Annotated in this window: 13 protein-coding genes and 1 pseudogene; 11 read left to right on the top strand and 3 right to left on the bottom strand. The window is 65.0% G+C overall.

Translation table 11 applies throughout. The annotated features are described in order from the left end of the window. Window positions 1-84: 84 nt before the first annotated feature. The gene (gene hslU / locus GGR62_RS17410; protein ID WP_184409101.1) at window positions 85-1,452 is read left to right on the top strand and encodes an ATP-dependent protease ATPase subunit HslU; all 1,368 of its coding nucleotides are present in this window, start codon (window positions 85-87) and stop codon (window positions 1,450-1,452) included. 211 nt (window positions 1,453-1,663) lie between these two features. Here hslU and GGR62_RS17405 read toward each other — a convergent pair whose 3' ends face one another. The 3 genes and pseudogenes from GGR62_RS17405 to GGR62_RS17395 form a co-directional block, all read right to left on the bottom strand. After that, the gene (locus tag GGR62_RS17405; protein WP_184409100.1) at window positions 1,664-2,119 is read right to left on the bottom strand and encodes a nucleoside deaminase; all 456 of its coding nucleotides are present in this window, start codon (window positions 2,117-2,119) and stop codon (window positions 1,664-1,666) included. After that, a complete protein-coding gene (locus GGR62_RS17400; RefSeq protein WP_184409099.1) occupies window positions 2,116-2,616 on the bottom strand; it encodes a GNAT family N-acetyltransferase in 501 nt (166 codons plus the stop codon). The genes GGR62_RS17405 and GGR62_RS17400 overlap by 4 nt, the downstream gene beginning before the upstream one ends. A gap of 26 nt (window positions 2,617-2,642) precedes the next feature. Next, window positions 2,643-3,099 (bottom strand): annotated as a pseudogene (locus GGR62_RS17395) (biotin/lipoyl-binding protein); the annotation flags it as partial. A gap of 50 nt (window positions 3,100-3,149) precedes the next feature. Here GGR62_RS17395 and ubiE point away from each other — a divergent pair. From ubiE to GGR62_RS17345, 10 genes are all read left to right on the top strand, one after another. Then, window positions 3,150-3,911 (top strand): bifunctional demethylmenaquinone methyltransferase/2-methoxy-6-polyprenyl-1,4-benzoquinol methylase UbiE, encoded by a 762-nt coding sequence (ubiE, locus tag GGR62_RS17390; RefSeq protein ID WP_184409098.1) that lies wholly within the window; start codon window positions 3,150-3,152, stop codon window positions 3,909-3,911. 194 nt (window positions 3,912-4,105) lie between these two features. Next, window positions 4,106-5,008, top strand: a complete 903-nt coding sequence (locus GGR62_RS17385) for a GGDEF domain-containing protein (protein WP_184409097.1) — start codon at window positions 4,106-4,108, stop codon at window positions 5,006-5,008. 229 nt (window positions 5,009-5,237) lie between these two features. Further along, window positions 5,238-7,190 (top strand): M1 family metallopeptidase, encoded by a 1,953-nt coding sequence (locus tag GGR62_RS17380; protein WP_184409129.1) that lies wholly within the window; start codon window positions 5,238-5,240, stop codon window positions 7,188-7,190. Window positions 7,191-7,405: 215 nt separating this feature from the next. Beyond that, window positions 7,406-8,125 carry a hypothetical protein gene (locus GGR62_RS17375; RefSeq protein ID WP_184409096.1) on the top strand — a complete coding sequence of 240 codons (720 nt, stop codon included), beginning with the start codon at window positions 7,406-7,408 and terminating at the stop codon, window positions 8,123-8,125. A 164-nt stretch (window positions 8,126-8,289) separates the two neighbouring features. Continuing rightward, window positions 8,290-8,913 carry an HAD family hydrolase gene (locus tag GGR62_RS17370; protein ID WP_184409095.1) on the top strand — a complete coding sequence of 208 codons (624 nt, stop codon included), beginning with the start codon at window positions 8,290-8,292 and terminating at the stop codon, window positions 8,911-8,913. Between the two features lie 919 nt (window positions 8,914-9,832). After that, a complete protein-coding gene (locus GGR62_RS17365) occupies window positions 9,833-11,851 on the top strand; it encodes a methanol/ethanol family PQQ-dependent dehydrogenase (RefSeq protein WP_326520270.1) in 2,019 nt (672 codons plus the stop codon). Continuing rightward, entirely contained in the window at window positions 11,848-13,623 is a 1,776-nt protein-coding gene (locus GGR62_RS17360; RefSeq protein ID WP_184409094.1) for a quinoprotein dehydrogenase-associated putative ABC transporter substrate-binding protein, read from the top strand. The genes GGR62_RS17365 and GGR62_RS17360 overlap by 4 nt, the downstream gene beginning before the upstream one ends. Window positions 13,624-13,648: 25 nt before the next feature. Beyond that, window positions 13,649-14,305 (top strand): c-type cytochrome, encoded by a 657-nt coding sequence (locus GGR62_RS17355; RefSeq protein ID WP_184409093.1) that lies wholly within the window; start codon window positions 13,649-13,651, stop codon window positions 14,303-14,305. Continuing rightward, entirely contained in the window at window positions 14,302-15,384 is a 1,083-nt protein-coding gene (locus tag GGR62_RS17350; protein WP_184409092.1) for a beta-propeller fold lactonase family protein, read from the top strand. The genes GGR62_RS17355 and GGR62_RS17350 overlap by 4 nt, the downstream gene beginning before the upstream one ends. Window positions 15,385-15,419: 35 nt before the next feature. Further along, on the top strand, window positions 15,420-16,526 hold the full coding sequence (locus tag GGR62_RS17345; protein ID WP_184409091.1) for an S-(hydroxymethyl)glutathione dehydrogenase/class III alcohol dehydrogenase: 1,107 nt from the start codon (window positions 15,420-15,422) through the stop codon (window positions 16,524-16,526). Window positions 16,527-16,537 lie beyond the last annotated feature (11 nt).

The raw sequence follows: 16,537 nt of genomic DNA, 5'->3' as shown, positions 1-16,537 counted from the left end.
ACTGCGGTTTCGTCTCCACTCCAACGACATAGGCTCTTGTGTTCCCGCTTTTGCGATTCCCCTTTCCCCATTCTCGATTCCCCAATGCCCAACATCGATACCGCCACCATGACTCCGCGCGAAATCGTGCAGGAGCTCGACCGTCATATCGTCGGCCAGCACGATGCCAAGCGTGCGGTTGCCATCGCGCTGCGTAATCGCTGGCGCCGCATGCAGTTGCCCGAAGAACTGCGCAACGAAGTGATGCCCAAGAACATCCTGATGATCGGCCCGACCGGCGTCGGCAAGACCGAGATCGCGCGGCGGCTGGCCACGCTGGCCAATGCACCGTTCGTCAAGGTCGAAGCCACGCGGTTTACCGAGGTGGGCTACGTCGGCAAGGATGTAGAGCAGATCATCCGCGATCTGGCCGACACCTCGGTCAAGCTGTACCGAGAACAGGCCAAGGTGCGGGTGCGCAACCAGGCCGAAGAGCGTGCCGAAGACCGCATCCTGGATGCCTTGCTGCCGCGGCGTGCGGCCGGCATCGGCTTCGACCCGGAAGCGGCACGCAACGAGCCCTCGTCGCAGGACAACGACACCCGCATCAAGTTCCGCCGCATGCTGCGCAGCGGCGAACTGGACGAGCGCGAGATCGAGCTGGAAGTGGCGGTCAACGCCAGCATGGACATCATGACCCCGCCGGGCATGGAAGAAATGGGCCAGCAGTTGCGCCAGATGTTTGCCAATATCGGTGGCGGCAAATCGCAAAAGCGCAAACTCGCCATCAAGGCTGCGCGCCCGCTGCTGATCGAGGAAGAAGCCGGCAAGCTGGTCAATGAAGACGATGTGCGCGCAGCGGCGATCGAAGCCTGCGAGCAGCACGGCATTGTGTTCATCGACGAGATCGACAAGGTCGCCAAGCGTGGCGAGGCCGGCTCCAACGGCGGCGACGTGAGTCGCGAAGGCGTGCAGCGCGATCTGCTGCCGCTGGTGGAAGGTTCCAACGTGTCGACCAAGTACGGCACGGTCAAGACCGACCACATCCTGTTCATCGCGTCCGGCGCGTTCCATCTGGCCAAGCCCAGCGATCTGATTCCCGAATTGCAGGGCCGTTTCCCGATCCGTGTCGAATTGACCGCGCTGACCAAGGCCGATTTCGTGCGCATCCTCACCGAGCCCAAGGCGGCGTTGATCAAGCAGTACGAAGCCTTGTTGCAGACCGAGGGCGTGAGCCTGACTTTCGGCGCCGATGCGGTGGATCGCTTGGCCGAGATTGCCGCGCAGGTCAACGAGCGGCAGGAAAACATCGGTGCGCGTCGTCTGCACACGGTGCTGGAACGTCTGCTCGATGTACTGAGCTACGAGGCGCCGGACCGCGACGGGCAAAGCGTCACCGTGGACGCGGCCTATGTCGATGCGCAGCTCGGCGAGCTGGTGCAGGATCCGGATTTGAGTCGCTACATCCTCTGATCGCAGTGCGGGTACGCGCTGGCGCTGACCGCAGCGCGTACGCACCGGATGCATAAAGACCCGCCATCTGGCGGGTCTTTCGATTGCAGCGTCGTCTATTGCAGCATTCCCTTCCCCCGCCCGCGGGGGAAGGTGTCCGAAGGGCGGATGGGGGCAGCAGGTCAGCAATCACTTCCACCGAACATCCAGCCCGTTGCATCCTGCAAACCGCTCAGTCCTCGCCGATATCCTCGTTCCACACGTCCGGGTTGGCCGAGATATAACCGCCCAGCAGCTCGATGCACTCCTGGCTCTGCAGGTCGATGACAGTGACGCCGTGCTCGCGCAGCCAGGACACGCCGCCCTGGAAGGTGACCGATTCGCCGACCACCACGGTGCCGATATTGAATTGGCGCACCAGCCCGCTGCAGTACCAGCATGGCGCCAGCGTGGTGACCATGATGGTGTCCTTGTAGCGGCGCTGACGCCCCGCCTTGCGGAAGGCATCGGTTTCGCCATGCACGGACGGATCGTTTTCCTGCACGCGGCGGTTGTGACCGCAACCGAGCAAACGCCCGTCGTTGTGATACAGCGCCGCGCCGATCGGGATGCCGCCTTCGGCCAGGCCCTGGCGGGCCTCGGCGATGGCGGTGTCGAGCAGCGCGCGGTAGTCGGGCGTGGTGATCATGCAGGCTCCTGGGTGGCGGCGTCGGCGCGACGCAGCATGTCGATGTGGGGAATGCCGTCGTCCAGATACGGCTCGGACGAGGGCGCAAAACCGTGGGCGGCGTAAAACGCCTGCAGGTGCGCTTGCGCGCCAAGTTGCACGGCGCTGCGCGGCCACTGTGCCTGCACCACGCGCAAGCCTTCGCGCAGCAAGGCATGTGCAACGCCATGGCCACGCGCCGATACGGCAATCACCACCCGACCGATGCTCGGTTCGGGATAGCTCACGCCTGCGGGCAGCACACGCAGGTAAGCGACCAGTTCGCCGGCAGCGGTGCTGCCGAGCAGGTGCACCACGTCCGGCAAGGTGTCCTTGCCGTCCAGCTCTGGATACGCGCACTGCTGCTCCACCACGAATACGTCCGAGCGCAAGCGCAGCAGCGCATACAGTTGCGTGGTGCTCAGCTGTGCGAAGTGCAGGCACTGCCACTGCAGCGAGGAGGAGGGTAACGAGGGCATGCCCGCATGATAGCGGTTGAGCCGCGTCAGTCGACCGCGCTGTCGGTGTCGATCGCCACCACCACCGACATGCCCGGACGCAAGCGTGGTGCCCGCACCTGACCGGCATCGATGTTGATCCGCAGTGGAATGCGCCGGGCGATCTTGACGAAACAGCCGGTGGCGTTATTGGCCGGCAAGACGCGGAATTCCGAGCCGGCGGTCGGGAAATCTCCTGCACGCGCCCGGTCTGCACCTGTGCCTTGGCCTGTTCGAGCTGCTGGGCATCGATGCGGTCGTCGATCCTGGCCAGCGCCTGGCCGCGCGGCACATGCGCGAAGTCCTGCACCGGCACGTCGCTGACATAGCTGCCGACCTGTGGCGCGATCACCGGATCTGGCCGTGCGCCATCGCATGTTCGGTGCGCTCGATGGCGCTGACGAACGGCCGCAACCGCCGTGCATACAGCGCCAATGCCACGCCGATCAGGGCCAGCCCGCCGAAATTGTGGTCCGGTTCGGCCATGGCGGCGTCAGCAGTGCGATAATCCGCGCATGAGCGAATCCCCCTATACCTCCGGTACCACCCATTTCGGCTTCCGTGACGTCGCTGCCAAGGACAAGCAGAAGCTGGTCGGTGACGTGTTCACCTCGGTCGCGCGCAACTACGACCTGATGAACGATCTGATGAGTCTGGGCGTGCATCGCGCATGGAAACGCTATTTCGTGGCCACCGCGCAGGTGAAGCCGGGCGACCGCGTGCTGGACCTGGCCGGCGGCACCGGCGACATCGCCGTGCTGCTCAAAGAGCGGGTGGGCAATGAAGGCGCCGTGGTGTTGGGCGACATCAATGCCGGCATGCTGTCGGTGGGCCGCGACCGGCTGACCAACCGTGGCCTGGTAGCCGGCTTCGACTACGTGCAATGCAATGCCGAAGCGCTGCCGTTCCCGGATCAGAGTTTCGATCTGGTGACCATCTCCTTCGGCCTGCGCAACGTCACCGACAAGGACGCCGCGCTGCGCGAGATGTACCGCGTGTTGAAGGTCGGCGGGCAGGCGCGCGTGCTGGAATTTTCCGAAGTCACCGCCGACTGGTTCAAGCCGATCTACGACTTCCATTCGTTCAAGATCCTGCCCAGGCTGGGCCAGCTGTTCGCACGCGATGCCGACAGCTATCAGTACCTGGCCGAAAGCATCCGCAAGCATCCGCCGCAGGAATCGCTCAAGGGCATGATGGGCGAGGCCGGCTTTGCGCGTTGCCACTACAAGAATCTGACCGGCGGCATCGTGGCGATCCATTCCGGTTACAAGATCTGACGTCACGCTTCATCCGATTGCGTTCGGCGCGAGTACCCGCGCCGAACATGATCCCGACATCTGCCCGCATGTGTTCGCTTGGCGTGTCCTGCACCTTTCACCTGCAGTGCGCGTAGACCGATGTTTTGAGACGTCTATCGCGTTGGCCCCGCAGCGCGTCGGCGACACTAGGGGCTCTTTTGCCGGAGAGTTGGATGCGCTTGTACGCCGGGCTCTCGCGGGTGTTCCCCCGCTCCTTCAGCGCCAAGCTGCTGGCGGTGACCTTTGTCGGCATTCATCTGCCGCTGCTGTTGCTGATCGTCTGGCTGGCGGCGCAAAGCGAGTTGGGCGGGCGCCCGATGTGGTCGGTGGTGATCGTCGCGTTGCTGGCCACGCTGGCGGGCACGGCGCTGACGCTGTCGGTCCTGTACCGCTTGCTGGCGCCGCTGCGCATCGCCGCCGACGCGCTGGATCACTATTACGCCGACCAACGTCTGCCGACCTTGCCCGAGCATGGCGATGATGAGCTGGGGCGTCTGTTGCGCGGGATCAACCGCAGCCTGCGCGGCATCGACGCCGGCATGCGCGATCTCAAACGGCACGCCTTGTTCGACCCGCTTACCGAAGCCTTGAATCGGCGCGGTTGCGAGCAGGCGATGCGCGATTCGGTCGCCGCTTCGCAACGCGAAGGCTGGCCGTTCGTGCTGTTCGTGCTGGACATGGATAACCTCAAGACGATCAACGATCGCTTCGGGCACCTGGCCGGCGATCGCGTGCTGGTGCGATTGGTGGAATCGGCGTACGGCTGGCTGGGCGCGCAGGACTGGATCGGGCGCTGGGGCGGCGATGAATTCCTGATCGGCGTGCACGCCAGCGAGGACGAGGCCACCCTCAAACTCAACCAATGGCTGTCGGTGCTCGAATGCGACGATGCCGATGAGACGCCGCTGCATATGAGCGCCGGCAGCGCGATGTGCGAACAGGGGATTGACGCCACCGAGCTGTACCGCCGCGCCGATGCGGCGATGTACCGCGCCAAGTTCTCCGGCGGCAGGCGCCTGGTGCGCGATGGGCACGAGACCCTGCGCAGCCATCCGGTGACCCAGGCGCACTCCTGAGACCACCCGGCTGCTCGCTGCCCGGCTGGCGCACGCTGCAGGCGGACGGAAAAGCCGCTGCCACGTAGCCACTGCAGTTTGCGCGGTGGTTCGCCCCGCCCCGCCACGGGCCTGCCACCGGTCGTCAGCCGCCACCGGCTGCGGGCCAATACGCATTGCCCGCGCGTCGCACGGGCAGGCGAGGGCCCGGGGCGCTAAAATGCCCGATTCTCTCGCTGCGGTGCCGTCGATGCGCTTCCCGTACCTGTCGCTGTCCCTGGCCGTGTCGCTTGCGCTGGCCGGCTGTTCCAACGAATCCAATCCGCCGGCGTCCACCACGGCCGCACCGGCCGCCACCGCCAAGGCTCCCGTGAAAGCAGATGCCCGCAACCACGACGAAAGTTCCTACGCCCAGCCGCAGCTGGTGGTCATCAAGGATCTGGCGCTGGACCTGAAGCTGGATTTCGACAACAAGCAGATCGGCGGCACTGCCACCTACACCCTGGAGTGGAAGGACAAGGCCGCCAAGCAGCTGGTGCTGGACACACGCGAGTTGAGCATCGCGCAGGTGCAGGCCGACGACGGCAAGGGTGGCCTGGCGCCGCTGCAGTTCGCGCTGGCGCCGGCCGACAAGACCTTCGGCAGCAAGCTCACCATCGAGGCGCCGACTCAGCCGGCCAAGGTCGTGATCACCTACCACACCGCGCCGACCGCCTCGGGCCTGCAGTGGCTGGAGCCGTCGATGACCGAAGGCAAGCAGCTGCCTTTCATGTTCAGCCAGTCGCAGGCGATCCACGCGCGCAGTTGGGTGCCGCTGCAGGACACCCCGAGCGTGCGCTTCACCTATAGCGCGCACGTGACCTCGCGCCCGGACGTGATGGTGCTGATGAGCGCCGACAACGACCCCAAGGCCGCGCGCGATGGCGATTACAGCTTCAAGATGCCCGAGCCGATTCCCTCGTATCTGCTGGCGATCGCCGCCGGCGACGTGGTGTTCAAGCCGATTTCCGCACGCTCGGGCGTGTGGGCCGAGCCGGCCATGGCCGACAAGGCTGCCAAGGAATTCGAAGACACCGAAAAGATGATCGGCGCCGCCGAGAAACTCTACGGCCCGTATCGCTGGGGCCGCTACGACATGCTGGTGCTGCCGCCGTCGTTCCCGTTCGGCGGCATGGAGAACCCGCGCCTGACCTTCGCCACGCCCACCGTGATCGTCGGCGACAAGTCGCTGGTCTCGTTGGTCGCGCACGAGCTGGCGCATAGCTGGTCGGGCAACCTGGTGACCAATGCCAGCTGGAAGGACATCTGGCTCAACGAAGGCTTCACCACCTACGTGCAGGCCCGCATCACCGAGGCGCTATACGGCACCGAGATGGCCGAGATGGAGCGCGAGATCGACCAGGGCGATCTGCTGGCCGAAGTGAAGGACATGGCGCCGGCCGACCAGGCGCTGGCGTTGCCGCCGCTGGCCGAGCGCGACCCCGACGAAGCCTTGAGCCAGGTCGCCTACGTCAAGGGCGCATGGTTCCTGCAGTTCCTGGAGCAGCGCTTCGGCCGCGAAGTGTTCGACCCGTTCCTGCGTGGCTGGTTCGACGATCACGCCTTCCAGAGCGCCACCACCGACCAGTTCGTCGATTACCTGCAGAAGCACCTGCTGGACAAGCATCCCAACACGGTCAGCGCGGCCGAAGTGGATGCGTGGTTGAACAAGCCGGGCATCCCGGCGTTCGCTACCAAAGCGCGTTCGCGTAATTTCTCGATCGTGGACACTGCGCGCATCGCCTGGAGCGGCAGCGGCACGCTGCCCAACAAACAGGTCACCAGCGAGTGGGGCACGCAGGAATGGGTGCATTTCCTCAGCGGCATGGGCGCCACCCTCAAGCCCGAGCAGCTCAAGCAGCTGGATGATGCCTATCACTTCACCGGGACGCCGAATGGCGAGATCGCGATGCGCTGGTACCCGCTGGCGATCCGCAGCGGCTACACCGATGCACGCGCCGCTGCAGGCGAGTTCATCGAGCGCGTCGGCCGCCGCAAGCTGGTGCTGCCGATCTACGCCGAACTGCTGAAGACCCCGGACGGCATCGCTTTTGCCGAACAGGCCTTCGAAAAAGCCAAGCCCAGCTATCACCCGATCACCACCGCATCGGTGGCCGAGATGATCGCCAAGGCCAAAGCCGCACCAGCGCCAGCGCAGCAGTAAGCAGCGCCCAGCGCCAGGCGTTTCAGGCCAACTGGCCAGTGCAACAACAAGGGAGCTTCGTGCTCCCTTGTTGTTTTCCACCTATCGCGGTGCAATGTGTGCGGCCACGTCGCGCTTGGCTGGACCGTCGTGCAGGCCACGTTGCGGCCTTGCATGCGGCCTGCAATGGCAGGCTGTTATCGTTGTGGTTGTTTCCCCGTCTTTCGGAGTCGACGATGAAGTATCTGCTGAGCGCGGCGTTGTGCGTCGCAGCCCTGACGGCCTGCACCGATCGTGAGGCGCAACGCCAGGCGCAGCAAACCGCGCAGGCGCAGGCGAAAGAAACCCAGGCCGATGCGCTCGCCAAACAATACGACGAAGCGGTCAAGGCGCAGAACTGGGACATGGCGCGCGCGCACGGCGCCGCGTTGCTGGAAGGCTATGCTGGCACCGCCGCGGCCACGCGCATCGAACCCGGCTACGCCGACATCAAGGCCAAGGGCGAACAGGCGCGCGAGCTGCGCCGCATGCAGGCGCTCTGGCAGTACTCGCAGGTGCCGGCCAAGGGCGGCACGCAGCGCTCGGCAATGATCGAGGCCAAGCAGCGCGTGGACGTGGACGGCAGCGGCCCGAAACCGGTGAGCCTGGTATTCCGCGATCACCCGCAGTGGAAGCGCCACAGCTATCTCGTGCTCAAGGCTGGCGACTTCAATTGCTATAGCGGCTGCAAGGTGCAGGTCTCGGCCGATGGCGGCGCGCCACGCGCGATGGCCGCGCACCGCCCGGACACCGACGAAGCCATCGCGATGTTCATCGATGACGACAAGGCATTGTGGAAACTGGTGCGTGATGCCAAACGCATCAGCATCGCGTTCCCGGTCAAAGCCGGCGGGACGCGCACGGCCGAGTTCGAAGTGGGCGGGCTGGATAACACCCAGATGCCGGGTTGGAAATAGACGCAACCACCGACTGCGCGGTAAACGGACGCGTAGTCGGTGCACTGCATCGGCATGTGCCGCGCCTCTATTGCGGTAATTGCGCAAGGTGCGCAGTCGCCTGACGGCTGCTTGCCGTATTGCGTTCACCACCACCACTCTCACGTCTTCGCAAGTAAGCACGAATGGACGGCATGACCATCACATCCACATCTCCCGCGTTGTCCGACTACCGGCACTGGGTGTTCGACATGGACGGCACGCTGACTGAAGCCGTGCATGACTTTGCATTGATCCGGCGCGCGCTGGAAATCCCCACCGAGTCAGACATCCTGCATCACCTGGCATCGCTACCTGCCGATCAGGCTGCGGCTAAACACGCGTGGTTGCTCGAGCACGAGCGTGAACTCGCACAGACCGCGCGGCCCGCGCCTGGTGCAGTGGAATTGGTGCGTGCATTGCAGGCAGCCGGATGCCAGCTCGGCATGCTCACCCGCAATGCGCGAGAACTGGCGCAAGTGACGTTGCAGGCCATTGGTCTGGATGATGCGTTTGCATGGGCCGATATCGTCGGCCGTGATGAGGCCGCGCCCAAACCTGCACCCGATGGCCTGCAGTATTTCGAACGACGCTGGTCGGTGGATGGCGCTGCACTGGTGATGGTCGGCGACCACCACAACGACCTGGCCTGCGGTCGCGCGGTGGGCGCCTGCACGGTGTTGGTCAACACACCGGATGACCCTTGGCCTGGTTTTGCCGATTGGCGTTTTCAGGACTGCAGGCAGTTGCTGATGCGGTGGAAAGCTTAGCGTGGCGTCTCGCAAGTAGGCGAAGAGTGCGGATGGGGTGATTGCGACTCAGAGCTCGCCGCACTGTCTTTGAATGAAGAAGACGAACGATTCCGTATCGCGGAGGTTGTCTGATTGATTCGATGACAATGCCGGGCAAGCAGAGAAAGTGACGCGCGCCCATAGGAGCCTTGTCACGCAACGTCAAACGTCCACCTGGCTAACAGTGACCCTCGGCCACCAAAATATCGATGCCGACGACGTTGAATGCGTAAGTCCAAATGCATGGCATCGACCTGCAGTGCTTGCCGACCAGCAGGCGCGAACAGTCGGAGCGTGGTGTCGTATCCGGGTGCGGGACCGTGTGGCGGCATGGATGCCGCCACCGAGCCTCCACGGACGGATTCACGGCGTGTCCCGCTCCCGGATGCGGCGCCGCGCATCGATGAACCCCACGCATGACGCCCGCCGGTTGTGCGCTAAGACTGCGATCTGCTGAGGGCGCTTGCACGCGTACCAGCGTGAGACACGCCGCAAGTACGTCCCTGTAGGCGCTTACGCGGCATCCATGCCGCGTAAGGTCCCACGCCGGTACGCGCGCAAGCACCGCCGTTTATGGTCGGCGTCTGAAGCAAAAGCGGGAGGGTGACTTACCTGCCGCGCGTTGGAACCAGGGAAAAACCAAACCATGTGCACCACCGATGTAACAGCACGCCCGGCGCAAACTGTGCCAAAACCGTGACAGTGCACCTCGCCCGAGCGATCGTCATCACAGCAAAGCCCCGCTGCCCGGACATGGTGCATCGCACCAGCATGCTGGCATGCCGTTTGCTCTAACTCCTTCGATGTTTCCGACGTCTGCGACGCAACTGGCTGCGACAGTGCCTGCGCCGCGGGATGTTTCAACCGACTGGTTGTTCAATCGAAGGGGTAGACGCATATGCACCAATCCTCCTGTCGCAGCATTCGCAACGGTGCGCTGCTGATGCTTGCGCTGAGCGCCGCGCTGTCCGGCTGTAAAAAGGACGCCGCCACCGACACCGCCGCGCCCGCACCGGCCGCTGCACCCGCTGCTGCACCGCCGGCCGCCGCCGTGGCCGACACCGATGGCGAATTCACCACCAATGCCAGCAATCCGGATAACTGGGGCGGCATCGGGCGCGACTTCGCACTCACCCGGCACAGCCCGCTGGCCGAGATCAATCGCGACAACGTCAAGAACCTGAAAATGTCGTGGGAAATGAAGACCGATGCCACGCGCGGCCACGAAGGCCAGCCGCTGGTGATCGGCAGCATCATGTACATGGTCAGTGCCTACCCGAACAACGTGTTCGCCATCGACCTGGCGGCGCAGGACGACGGCGGCAAGGTGTTGTGGAAATACACCCCGCAACAGGACGAACGCTCGGTAGCGGTGGCGTGCTGCGATACGGTCAACCGCGGCGCTTCGTATGCCGATGGCAAGCTGGTGTTCGGCAGCCTGAGCGGCGATGTGATCGCACTCGATGCCAAGACCGGCAAGGAAGTCTGGAAGCAGAAACTCGGGCATCCGGACAAGGGCGAAACCATCACCATGGCGCCGATCATTGCCGACGGCAAAGTGATCGCCGGCATCAGCGGTAACGAATTCGGCGTGCTTGGGCGCGTGGCGGCCTACAGCCTGGCTGATGGCAAGCAGGTGTGGTCCTGCGATGCGGCCGGTACCGACAAGTCGATCTGCCTGGGTGCCGATTTCAACAAGGCCAATCCGCAGCACGGCCAGCTCGGTGATCTGGGCGTCAAGACCTTTCCCAACGACGAATGGAAGCGTGGCGGTGGCGCGGCCTGGGGTTGGTACAGCTACGACCCGAAGTTGAAGCTGCTCTATTACGGCACCGGCAATCCCGGCCTGTGGAGCCCGTCGTATCGCTGCGGCAAGACCTCGCATGAGGAATGCAACAACGGAGAGCATGACAACAAGTGGTCGATGACCTTGTTCGCACGCAAGATCGATACCGGCGAAGCGGTGTGGGGCTATCAGAAGACCCCGTTCGACCAGTGGGATTACGACGGCATCAATGAGCCGATCCTGGTCGATCTGACCATCGACGGCAAGCAGGTTCCGTCGGTAGTGCAGTTCGATCGCAACGGCTTTGCGTATGTGCTCGATCGTCGCGATGGCACGCTGCTGCGCGCGCACAAGTTCGTGCCGGCCAACTGGGCCGAACGCATCGACATGAAGACCGGTCGGCCGGTGAAGGTGGCGGCGCATTCGCCGCTGGAACGCGGCAAGAAAGTGCAGGCGTTCCCGTCGGCGATGGGCGGCAAGGACCAGCAGCCGTGTTCGGTGGATCCGGCCAATTCGGCGGTGTTCTTCTGCGGCACCAATAACTGGCATATGGAGCTGGAACCGCAGGAACGCGGCAACACCATGATGGGGCTGCCGTATGTGTTCGCCAACGTGATGATGAAGCCCAACGAGCCGGGTGCACTGGGCATCGTCAAGGCGTTCGACGTGGTGGAAGGCAAGTCCAAGTGGGAGATCAAGGAGAAGTTCCCGGTGTGGAGCGGCACCCTGGTCACCGATGGCGGGCTGGTGTTCTACGGCACGCTGGATGGCTGGTTCCGTGCAGTGGACAAGGACACCGGCAAGAAGCTGTGGGAGATGAAGTTGCCCTCCGGCATCATCGGCAACCCGATCGCCTACAAGGCCAATGGGCACCAGTACGTGGCGGTGTTCTCCGGCATTGGTGGCTGGATCGGTCTGCCGGTCGCCGCAGGTCTGGACCCGTCCGATCCATATGGCGCGCTGGGCGCCGCCGGTCTGGCATTCGGGGCCGGTTTCGACAAGATCCCGCTTGGCGGCATGGTGCATACCTTCCGGATCGATGGCGCCGGCAAGACCGTGACTGCCAGTGCCACCGCCACCGCAGCCGCGGGCGGCGGCACCGCCAACGCAGCAGCGAAGACGGCACGATGAGATCCACGCAAGGCGTTGGACGCACACGTCGGCAGCGGTCTGCCGGCGTGGGCGGCATGACCCGGCAGCTGCGCAAGGTGCTGGTGGTTTGCAGCCTCGGACTCGTCGCCGCAGGTTGCACACGCGAGCCGTCTTCACCGACGGCTCGCGCTTCTGATTCCGGTGCGGCGCCCACAGCGGCGCCTGCATCCACTGCAGCGCCAGCCTCCGCGCAAACGCCGGCCAACACGCCGCCACCTGCGCCCGATCCCACGGTGCTGCGCGTCTGCGCCGACCCGGGCAACATGCCGTTGTCCAACAAGGCCGGCGAAGGCTTCCAGAACAAGATTGCACAAGTGGTCGCCGATGCGATGGGCCGTCGCCTGGAATACGAATGGCGCACCTATTACCAGCGCGGGTTGGCGCGCAGCACCATCAATGCCGGCCGCTGCGATCTGCTGATGGATCTCAACAGCGATTTCGAGCAGGGCCTGACCACGCGCCCGGTGTACCGCTCGACCTACGTGCTGGTCACGCGCAAGGGGTTGAATCTGGTGCCCACATCGCTGGACGATCCGGCGCTGAAAACACTGCGGCTGGGCGTGTTTCAGAGCTCGCCCGCGCGTCAGGCGCTGTACGAGCACGGCATCAGTGGCGAGGTGCAATACCTGTTCTACGACTCGGCCACCGCGCCGGAAGAACATCCGGGCAAGCTGGTCGAACGGGTGGCGGCCAATGAACTGGATGCAGCCGAATCCTGGGGCCCGGTGGCCGGTTATTACGCGCAACGCAGCGGCTTGGGTGTGGTGCCGCTCAACACCATCGACGATTCAGTGCTGGAGTATTCGATGGCTTGGGCCGTGTCGCGCAAGAACCCGCAGCTGCGTGATGCGTTGAACACGGCCATGCAACAGAGTGCGGTGAAGATCGCCGAGATCCTGCGCAGCTATCACGTGCCGCTGGTGCGCTGTAGCGACTGCGTGGTGGCGGGCGATCTGGCCTCGCATGGGCCGTACGCGACCCCGACGCCAGCAGCCAAGGCGCCAAGCCCGGCTGCCTCGTCGCAGGAACTGGCGCAGCTGCAATTGCGCATTGCCGATGGCGCCGATCCGAATCAGGAACTGGCGCATGCGCTGGATGCAGGCGATGCGCTGCGTGCGTCGTGGTTGTTGCGGCATGGCGCCGATGCCAATCATCCCAATCTGCTGGGCGAGCCACCGCTGCATCAGGCCATCCGCAATCAGGAGCCGGATCTGGTGAGCCTGCTACTGGATGCCGGTGCACGCCTGGATGCACGCGATGCCAGCGGCTGGACCGCGCTGATGAAAGCCGCCTGGGCCAACGACGCCGATAGCGTGACCCGGCTAGTGGGCAAACGCGCGCCGGTCGATACGGTGTCCGGCGATGGCTGGAGCGCATTGGATCTGGCGGTCTCGTATGCCGACGCCAGCGTGGTGCAGGCATTGCTCGCCGCAGGGGCGAACGTGAGGCGTGCCAATGCCAAGGGATTCACGCCGGTGATGTTTGCAGTGGCGCGCGACGACCCGGCCATTCTCGATGCGCTGCTCGCGCGCGGCGCCGACGTGGGGCACGCCAACCAGGCCGGTGTCACTGCCTTGATGCTGGCCGCAGCGGCCGGACGCGAGGACGTCGCCAAGCGTCTGCTGGCGGCCGGTGCCGACCCGGCGGCACGCAACCGCGATGGCAAGACCGCCGCGACATTGGCGCAGGACCGCGGCGATGCCGCGTTGGCTGTGCTCCTCAACGAGGGCAGGCGCCCTGCCAGACGCTGACTGTTTCATCCGCCGCGTGCACGGGGTGCGCGGTGTTCCCTCCGATCAGAAAGGTTCGTTCATGCGCAAGTCCACCATGGGTTGTATCGACCGTTCCATCCGCGCGCCGTTGTGCGCGTTGTTGCTGAGCACACTGCTGGTTGCGTGCGGGAAAGACGCTCCGCCGGCATCGGCGCCCGACGCGGCGCCACCACCGGCCGCCAGCGCGCCGGCACCGGCGGCCGATGCCGCTGCGCCACCGCCGCCGGCAGCTGCGTCTGCGGCGGTGCCCAATCCGGCCGCAGGGCCTGCGCCCGACCCGGCCACACCACCCGCCCCCCCGGCCACGGTGACGCCGATTCCAAAGGGGCCAGAGGTCAAGGTCACGCCCGAGCTGATCGCCGAAGGCAAGAAGATCTATTTCTCTGCCGGCTGCAATGCCTGCCACGGCGGCACCGGCGGTGGTGGCATGTGCCCGCCGCTGACCAACGACATCTGGGTCTACGGCAGCGACGACGACACCCTGCGCACGCTGATCAGCGAAGGCACCGCAGCCATGATCACGCACGGCAAGACTCGCATCGGGCATGAAAAGGTCGTGGGGCAGATGCCGTCGTTCGCGCCGGTGCTCAAGCCGGGCGACACCGAAAAACTGCTGGCCTTCATCCACTCGATCAACAAGACCGCAGGCAAGGCGCAATGAGGCCTGCGGCAAACAGTTGGCAGCGCGTCTGTGCAACAGGCGTGCTGGGCGCACTGCTGGCACTGGCGGGTTGCCAGCGCGACGCTGCCACGCCTGCGTCGCGCGCTGCACCGGCGGCGACCACGGCTGCTGCGAATCCTGCAGATCCCGCAGCCCCTGCCGCAACACCGGCGCCGTCAACGCCCCCGGTGTTTGCGTATGTGCCCAATCAACGTAGCGGGACGGTATCGGTGATCGACACGCACACCGATACGGTGGTGCGCACGCTCAGTGCGCAAGGGCAACTGGGCAAGCGTCTGCAGCAGCTGTTGCCTGGCCCGCACGGGCATCTGTATCTGATCGATGCCGAGCATCATCGGCTGATCGAACTCGATACCGAAAAAGACGCGGTGCTGCGCAGCGTGGAGATCGGCGAGAACGCCGAAGGCATCGCGTTGTCGCCGGACGGCAAACAGTTCGCGGTGTGTGTGGAAGGGCAGAACCAGGTGATGTTGATCGATGCCGCGCAGTTCAAGGTGCAGCAGGTGATCGCCACGCGCGGGCAGGCGCCGGAGCATTGCGCCTACACGCCGGACGGGCAGTGGTTGCTTACCAGTAACGAAGGCTCCAACGACATGGACATGATCGAGCTGGCCACCCATCAATCGCGCGGCGTGGTCGCCACCAGCGGCCATCCACGCGGCATGGCGTTCGCACCGGACGGGCATAGCGTGTACATCGCGCAGGAAACCGCCAACGTGGTGGACGTGATCGACCTGCAAACCCGGCAACGCCGCGCCAGTCTGCCGGCCGGCGTGCGCACGGCGGGGGTGGCCTTGTCGGCCGATGGCACGCGCCTGTACGCGTCCAATGGCGGTGCCGGCACGGTCAGCGTGATCGACACCAAAAGCGCGCGCAGTCTTGCCGAAATCGCGGTGGGGCTGCGGCCCTGGAATCCGGCGCTGACACCGGCCGGCGACAAGCTGTATGTGGCCAACGGGCGCTCGAACACGGTGAGCGTGATCGACACGACCACGTTGCAACAGATCAGACAGATCCCCGTCGGCGAATTGCCGTGGGGCGTGGTGATCGCGCGCTGAGCGGCGGCCATGCCGACGCGCGCCAGGGAGGCCGGATGAAGACACGCGCTGCGGTGGCATGGGGTCCGCACCAGCCGCTGACCATCGAAGAGGTGGATCTGCAGCCGCCGCGGCCCGGCGAGGTGCTGGTGCGCTTGGTCGCCACCGGTATCTGCCATGGCGATGCGCATGCGTTGGCGCACGGGCGCGCAAGCAGCTTTCCGGTGATCCTGGGGCAGGAGGGCGCCGGCATCGTCGAAGACGTGGGCATCGGCGTCACCAGCGTCCGCTCCGGCGATCACGTCATCCCGCTGTACATGCCCGAGTGCGGCGTGTGCAAGTTCTGTCGCTCCGGCCGCACCAACCTGTGCCAGGCGATTCGCAGCAGCCAGGAGCGCGGTTTGATGCCCGATGGCAGTAGCCGGTTTTCGTTGAACGGGCGACCGATTCTGCATCACATGGGCACCAGCACGTTCTCCGAATACACCGTGTTGCCTGAAATCGCGGTCGCGCGCATCCATCGCGATGCGCCGCTGGATCAGGTCTGCCTGCTCGGCTGCACGGTCACCACCGGCGTGGGGGCGGTGCTCAACAGCACCCATGTGCGGCCCGGCGATTGCGTGGCGGTATTCGGGCTGGGCGGGATTGGGTTGTCGGTCGTGCAGGGCGCGGTACTGGCGCAGGCCGGACGCATCATTGCGGTGGATATCGATCCGGCCAAATTCGCGCTGGCGCGTGCCCTGGGCGCCACCGACTGCCTGGATCCGCGCGACTACGGTGCACCGATCCAGCAGGTGATCGTGGACCTCACCGATGGCGGCGCCGACCACAGTTTCGAATGCGTGGGCGATGTCGGCGCGATGCGCGCGGCATTGGAGTGCTGCCACAAGGGCTGGGGCGAGAGTGTCATTCTCGGCGTGGCCGACGACACGCAGGAAATCAGTACGCGCCCGTTTCAACTGGTGACCGGGCGGGTGTGGCGCGGTAGCGCGTTCGGGGGAGTGAAAGGGCGCAGCGAGTTGCCCGGCTACGTCGAGCGCTATCTGCAAGGCGACATCCAGCTGGCCCCGTTGATCACCCGCACCCTGGCGTTGGACGACATCAATCAAGCGCTGGCGGATCTGCGTGCGGCGCGCGGCATCAAATCGATCGTGCTCTATTGAGGGGGACTCAG

The organism is Xanthomonas sp. 3075, assembly GCF_014197275.1.
Classification (GTDB): Bacteria; Pseudomonadota; Gammaproteobacteria; order Xanthomonadales; family Xanthomonadaceae; genus Xanthomonas; species Xanthomonas campestris_B.
This window is presented reverse-complemented; position numbering and strand designations above follow the sequence as displayed.

Coding starts and splice junctions, on each gene's coding strand:
- GGR62_RS17365 (WP_326520270.1), top strand. CDS start 9,833: ATGCACCAATCCTCCTGTCGCAGCATTCGCAACGGTGCGCTGCTGATG.
- GGR62_RS17375 (WP_184409096.1), top strand. CDS start 7,406: ATGAAGTATCTGCTGAGCGCGGCGTTGTGCGTCGCAGCCCTGACGGCC.
- GGR62_RS17380 (WP_184409129.1), top strand. CDS start 5,238: ATGCGCTTCCCGTACCTGTCGCTGTCCCTGGCCGTGTCGCTTGCGCTG.
- GGR62_RS17350 (WP_184409092.1), top strand. CDS start 14,302: ATGAGGCCTGCGGCAAACAGTTGGCAGCGCGTCTGTGCAACAGGCGTG.
- GGR62_RS17360 (WP_184409094.1), top strand. CDS start 11,848: ATGAGATCCACGCAAGGCGTTGGACGCACACGTCGGCAGCGGTCTGCC.
- hslU (WP_184409101.1), top strand. CDS start 85: ATGCCCAACATCGATACCGCCACCATGACTCCGCGCGAAATCGTGCAG.
- GGR62_RS17385 (WP_184409097.1), top strand. CDS start 4,106: ATGCGCTTGTACGCCGGGCTCTCGCGGGTGTTCCCCCGCTCCTTCAGC.
- GGR62_RS17400 (WP_184409099.1), bottom strand. CDS start 2,616: ATGCCCTCGTTACCCTCCTCCTCGCTGCAGTGGCAGTGCCTGCACTTC.
- ubiE (WP_184409098.1), top strand. CDS start 3,150: ATGAGCGAATCCCCCTATACCTCCGGTACCACCCATTTCGGCTTCCGT.
- GGR62_RS17370 (WP_184409095.1), top strand. CDS start 8,290: ATGGACGGCATGACCATCACATCCACATCTCCCGCGTTGTCCGACTAC.
- GGR62_RS17405 (WP_184409100.1), bottom strand. CDS start 2,119: ATGATCACCACGCCCGACTACCGCGCGCTGCTCGACACCGCCATCGCC.
- GGR62_RS17345 (WP_184409091.1), top strand. CDS start 15,420: ATGAAGACACGCGCTGCGGTGGCATGGGGTCCGCACCAGCCGCTGACC.